Origin of the sequence: Rhodococcus sp. BS-15 (assembly GCF_000813105.1) — a bacterium.
Classification (GTDB): domain Bacteria; phylum Actinomycetota; class Actinomycetes; order Mycobacteriales; family Mycobacteriaceae; genus Rhodococcoides.
This window is the reverse complement of record NZ_BAOX01000298.1, coordinates 1-5,831: the sequence shown is the minus strand read 5'-3', so window position 1 is coordinate 5,831 and position 5,831 is coordinate 1. Positions and strand designations below refer to the sequence as shown.

Below are 5,831 nucleotides of genomic sequence, written 5' to 3'. Positions count from 1 at the left end.
GGGGCATCGCCGGATCGTCGCGCTGGCGGGCGAGCTGCACCTGCTGCGCGATCGAATCGGTCAGCCGCTGACGGAATTGGTCGGCGACATCGAGCGGATCATGGGCATCGGTGTCGAAGCTCAGGCCCGCACGCCGATCAGCACCGACGGCGCGGTCGGTCGTGAACATCTCGACGAATTCGCCCATGTGGTAGCCGATTACGCCGACAATCCGACCGCCACGGTCACCGGGTTCCTGTCGTTCCTCGCCGCCGCGGCGACGGTCGAGGACGGCCTCGCCCCCGGTGAGGTCGACGTCGCCCCCCCATCGCGTTCAGGTGCTCACCGTCCATTCCGCGAAAGGCCTCGAATGGGAGGTGGTGGCGGTCCCGCACGTGGCGAAGGGTGTGTTCCCCTCCTCGAACGCATCCTCGACCTGGCTCGGGGCGATGGCCGAGCTGCCGCCGTCGTTGCGCGGTGACCGCGCACTCGACGGAGAAGGATCGGAAGGGGTTCCGGTCCTCGAACTCGACCGGCTCCACAATCGCAAGGACCTCGAGGACGCCGTCAAGAGCCACAAGGATGCGCTGGCGAGGCGTCGACTCGCCGAGGATCGCCGACTGTTCTACGTGGCACTCACCCGAACCGAACGGGTGTTGCTCGTATCCGCGCATCACTGGGACGAGACCGCCACGAAGCCACGTGGGCCGTCGGAATTTCTCGACGAGTTGCACACGCAAATCGAAGAATTCGCCGACATCGCGGTGATCGAGCAGTGGGCACCGGCACCGGAGGACGGGGCGTCGAACCCACTCGGAGCCGTGCCGCACACCGCGTCCTGGCCGCGCGATCCCCTCGGTCCCAGACGAGCAGCGATCGAGAGCGGAGCGCAGGAAGTGTTGCGCGCGCTGGCAGACATCTCGGCCACGCCGAGCGAAGAAGACGACGGTGTCCAGGATCGAACCGAGGAGGACCCCGAGAACTGGGCCGCGGACGTCGACACTCTGCTCGCCGAGCGAGCCGCGAGATCGGTCGCGGGAGTCGACGTGGCTCTTCCCGGCAACCTGTCGGTGACGCAGCTGGTCGACCTCGCAGCCGACCCCGATGCGTTGGCGTCACGCCTGCGGAGGCCGCTGCCGTTCCCACCGAACCCGTTGGCGCGCAGAGGAACTGCGTTTCACGCCTGGATCGAACGGAGGTTCGGCGCGACTCGACTGCTCGACCTCGACGAATTGCCGGGCTCGGCCGACACCGGGGCATCGGCCGACGTGGACCTCGAAACGCTCCAGCAGGCGTTCCTCGAATCGGAGTGGTCGCTCCGCAGCCCCGTCGAAGTGGAGGTGCCGTTCGAGACGTCCGTGGCGGGAACGGTACTGCGAGGACGCATCGACGCGGTGTTCGCGGACCCGGACGGCGGCTGGACCGTCGTCGACTGGAAGACGGGCGCAGAGCCGACGGCGTCGGAACAGCGGGCGGTAGCGATGCAGCTCGCGGCCTACCGATTGGCCTGGGCCGAGCTGATGTCCATCGGGCGCACCGAACCGGTACCGCTCGACCGAGTGCGCGCAGCGTTCCACTATGTGCGCAGCGGTCACACCATTGCGCCCGAGAACCTACCGGACGCAATAGAATTGGCCCAGCTGCTGGAGGGCCCGGTCGGTCCCGAGCAGCCGGGAGCTACGGTGCGTTCCGACGGGCTTTCAGAGCCTCGGTGACCAATGGAATCTGCAGTGGCAGACGGGCGATCATCGCTGCTTTGAGAGCCGGCGAGGTCTTCGGGCTCTGCACGTACTTGTATGCCAGGTTGATGTTGGCGGGGAACACCACGACGAACAGGGTGGCCGCGAGTGCGCCGCCCAGTCGACGGGTCCGCGGTGCGGCCAGCGTCGCAGCCACGGCGAGTTCAGCGACCCCCGAGACCTGCGTGTAGGTCCGCGCCGAACCCGGCAATGCCGTCGGTACCTGGGCATCGAAGAACTTCGGAGTGACGAAGTGGAGAACTCCGGCTCCGGCGAGCAGTCCCGCGAGACGCAATGCGGCTGCCTGACTCGATCTCTGTGTCATACGCATACCGTGCCACACCCTGCGTCGTCGGCACGGAAGCCTGGCATGGGGTTACGCTGCGTGCCGTGAATGATCTCGACTTCGGTGAGTACCTCGGCGGCCGACGTGGCAGGTAGGTTGCGAGCGCGCCTGAGTGACAGTGGCGCGCTGACCGACAAGCCCGACTTCGCGCTCGTCGGAGTGCTCCGGGTACCGGAACTGGAATCGAGTCCGTGGCGCGCCATCTACAAGCGGGTTCTGATGGCGCTGGGGATACTGCTGCTCGCGTCGTTCGTGGTGTACCTCGATCGCGATGGATACAGCGACACCCAGGACGGCGAACTGTCCTTCCTCGACTCGTTCTACTACGCGACGGTGTCGCTCTCGACGACGGGATACGGTGACATCGCACCGGTGAGTGCGTCGGCGCGACTGGTCAACATCCTGGTCATCACACCCCTTCGGGTCCTTTTCCTCATTCTGTTGGTCGGTACCACGCTGTCGGTTCTCACCGAGCGTTCCCGGCAGGCATTCAAAATTCAGCGATGGAGACGCAGCGTGCGCAATCACACCGTGGTCATCGGTTTCGGCACCAAGGGCCGTACCGCAGTCGACGCGATGCTCGGAGACGGCGTGTCGGCGTCCGACATCGTCGTGGTCGACACCGATCAGATGGTGCTCGACACCGCGTCGGCGATGGGCTTGGTCACCGTCCACGGTTCTGCGACCAAGTCCGATGTGCTCAGGCTCACCGGTGCCCAGCACGCGTCGGCCATCATCGTGGCGACCAATCGAGACGACACCGCAGTTCTGGTGACTCTGACCGCCCGCGAGATCGCTCCGAAAGCGAAGATCGTCGCCGCCATCAGGGAAGCGGAGAATACGCACCTGCTGCGTCAGTCCGGGGCCGATTCGGTGGTCGTCTCGTCCGAGACCGCGGGACGTCTGCTCGGGATCGCCACGTCGACTCCGTCCGTGGTGGAGATGATCGAGGATCTGTTGACCCCGGAGGCGGGCTTCGCGATCGCGGAGCGTGAAGTTGAGCGTGACGAGGTCGGCGGATCTCCGAGACACCTCACCGACATCGTTCTCGGAGTGGTGCGGGCCGGCAAACTGTTCCGAGTCGGCACTCCCGAAGTCGACGCGATCGAGGCGTCCGACCGACTGCTCTACATCCGTCGCGTGGGCGACTAGCCACAGCCAAGTAGGGTCGTGCGCGTGCCGAAATTCCAACTCGCTCACCCACCTCGACTGTCCCGATCGCCACTGAACAGGGCAGAGGAACTGCGCCGAGACACCGCAGCGTTGGCGGCGGGTTGGCCGACTGCTCGGGTCCTGAACGTGGACGGCAGAGGCAGATTCCCGGTGGACGAGAACGGCCTCGTGCTCGGCCCTGCCGCGGACGTCGCTGCCGAGCCGACGGCCGATGCGGTCTTTCTCGGAATTCACGGCGATCGACACCTGTGGGCCCGCCGGGTCGAGGTCGTGGCAGGCACGGTCGGCGACCTGCGTACCGACGGTGATCGATTGGACAGCAACGCGTTGTCGATGGTGACCGGTGCCCTGGCGATCCTCAACTGGCATGCGAGCGCGCAGTTCAGTTCACTCGACGGTGCGGCGTCCGTTCCGTCGAGCGCGGGGTGGTCGCGGACGAGCACGTCCACCGGTCACGAGGAATTCCCGCGTACCGATCCGGCGGTGATCTGTCTGGTTCACGACGGTGGCGATCGAGTGCTGCTGGCGCGAGCTCCTGCGTGGCCCGAGCGTCGGTTCTCGGTGCTGGCGGGTTTCGTCGAGGCCGGTGAGTCGCTGGAAACCTGTGTGACACGGGAGATCAGAGAAGAAGTGGGCCTCGACGTCTCCGCTATCGAGTATCTGGGGAGCCAGCCCTGGCCGTTTCCGCGTTCGGTGATGATCGGGTTCTCCGCCGTCGCCGACCCGGAGCAACCGCTCCATTTTCAGGACGGCGAGATCGCCGAGGCCCATTGGTTCGATCGAGCAGAAGTTGTTGCCGCACTCGAGCTGGGCGACTGGGGATCGGATTCGACCTCCCGGCTGCTTCTTCCTGGCTCGATCTCCATCGCCCGTGGAATGCTCGAGGCGTGGGCGGCGACGGCCTGACGGCCGGTCAGAGTGACAGTGCGCGCTTGACCTCGGCCAGAGTGGGATTCGTGGCCGTCGAGCCGTCGGCGAACAGCACGGTCGGCACCACATGGTTGCCGTTGTTGACGCTGCCGACGAAGTCGGCCGACTCGGGGTTCTGCTCGATGTCGATCTCGGCGTACTCGATTCCGGCCTGGTCGAGCTGGGTCTTGAGCCGGCGGCAGTAACCGCACCACGTGGTGGAGTAGACGGTCAGCGCGGCCGGGGTCTGTGGGGTGTTCTCGGTAGTGGTCACGCCAACAGTCAACAGGAGCGCCGACGCGATTGTTCCGGCCGACACCTGCATCGGCCGTTGGCCACCCGCTTCGGCCCCGGGTGGAACTGTCGGTACGCACTGACACAATGGACCCCATGGCTGACGACGCGATGACCGCCGGACTCGATCCGGAGCAATCCGCGGCGGTACTGGCTCCCCGCGGACCGGTCTGCGTCCTGGCCGGTGCGGGCACGGGCAAGACCCGCACGATCACCCGACGCATCGCCCACCTCGTCTCGGCCGGTCACGTGTCTTCGGGGCAGGTACTGGCGGTGACGTTCACCGCGCGTGCGGCCGGTGAGATGCGCGGCCGCCTGCGTGAGCTCGGCGTCGGGGGAGACGGTCCTCCGGTGCAGGCTCGCACGTTTCACGCCGCGGCCATGCGTCAGCTCAAGTACTTCTGGCCGCAGGTGGTCGGCGACACCGGATGGCAGCTTCTCGATCGCAAGTTCACCGTTGTCTCGCAGGCGGCCAACCGGGCCGGTGTGTCGACGTCGACAGACGCCATCCGAGATCTCGCGGGAGAGATCGAATGGGCCAAGGGATCGTTGATCGCACCCGAGGACTATCCGCGCATCGCGGCGAGCAACCGCCGCGACGTTCCGATGGACGCGATCAAGGTCGCTGCCGTGTACGCCGGCTACGAGGAGCTCAAGTCCCGCGGCGGCGACTCGATGTTGCTCGATTTCGACGACCTTCTGTTGCACACGGCCGCTGCCCTCGAAGAACATTCGTCGGTGGCCGACGAGTTCCGTGAGCGCTACCGCTGCTTCGTCGTCGACGAGTACCAGGACGTGACGCCGTTGCAGCAACGGGTACTCGACGCCTGGGTGGGCGAGCGTGACGATCTCACCGTCGTCGGCGACGCGAACCAGACCATCTATTCCTTCACCGGCGCATCTCCGCGGTATCTCCTCGACTTCTCACGGAAGTACCCCGAGGCCACCGTGGTTCGGCTCGAGCGCGACTACCGGTCGACGCCCGAGGTGGTGTCGCTGGCGAACCGCGTCATCGGAGCCGCCCGCGGTCGCATCGCCGGCACCCGATTGCAATTGATCGGTCAACGCCAGCCGGGACCGGAGCCGGAGTTCTTCGAATACGACGACGAGCCTGCGGAAGCCGACGGTGTGGCGCGTGCGATCAAGAGGTTGATCTCGAAGGGCACCTCGCCGGCCGAGATCGCGATTCTGTACCGCATCAACGCACAGTCGGAGGCACACGAGCAGGCGTTGACCGAGCTGAAGATCCCTTATCAGGTTCGCGGCGGTGAGGGGTTCTTCACCAGGCCCGAGGTGCGGCAGGGAGTCAACGCGTTGCGGCAGGCAGGCGGTCGCGACGATCTGCCCGACGGCGCGCAGGCGGGCGAGGGACTACCGGCTCTGGTGCGAGC

The 5,831-nt window shown here is 66.3% G+C and carries 5 protein-coding genes and 1 pseudogene; 4 read left to right on the top strand and 2 right to left on the bottom strand.

Translation table 11 applies throughout. From position 1 onward, the window contains the following. Positions 1-1,694: pseudogene (locus RHBS_RS23185) on the top strand (3'-5' exonuclease); the annotation flags it as partial. Here the strand turns inward: RHBS_RS23185 and RHBS_RS23180 are convergent. Next, positions 1,657-2,043 carry a hypothetical protein gene (locus RHBS_RS23180; RefSeq protein ID WP_121870257.1) on the bottom strand — a complete coding sequence of 129 codons (387 nt, stop codon included), beginning with the start codon at positions 2,041-2,043 and terminating at the stop codon, positions 1,657-1,659. The pseudogene RHBS_RS23185 and the gene RHBS_RS23180 sit on opposite strands and share 38 nt — an antisense overlap. A 105-nt stretch (positions 2,044-2,148) precedes the next feature. Here RHBS_RS23180 and RHBS_RS23175 point away from each other — a divergent pair, with 105 nt between their 5' ends. Both RHBS_RS23175 and nudC read left to right on the top strand, forming a co-directional pair. Then, on the top strand, positions 2,149-3,216 hold the full coding sequence (locus RHBS_RS23175) for a TrkA family potassium uptake protein (RefSeq protein ID WP_121872517.1): 1,068 nt from the start codon (positions 2,149-2,151) through the stop codon (positions 3,214-3,216). A 24-nt stretch (positions 3,217-3,240) separates the two neighbouring features. After that, entirely contained in the window at positions 3,241-4,143 is a 903-nt protein-coding gene (nudC, locus tag RHBS_RS23170; RefSeq protein ID WP_121872516.1) for an NAD(+) diphosphatase, read from the top strand. A 7-nt stretch (positions 4,144-4,150) separates the two neighbouring features. Here the strand turns inward: nudC and RHBS_RS23165 are convergent, their stop codons facing one another. Continuing rightward, a complete protein-coding gene (locus RHBS_RS23165; RefSeq protein WP_032398313.1) occupies positions 4,151-4,420 on the bottom strand; it encodes a mycoredoxin in 270 nt (89 codons plus the stop codon). A gap of 116 nt (positions 4,421-4,536) precedes the next feature. On the opposite strand from RHBS_RS23165, the gene RHBS_RS23160 reads away from it, so the two are divergent. Beyond that, on the top strand, positions 4,537-5,831 hold a 1,295-nt coding region (locus tag RHBS_RS23160; RefSeq protein WP_374700650.1), incomplete at its 3' end, for an ATP-dependent helicase.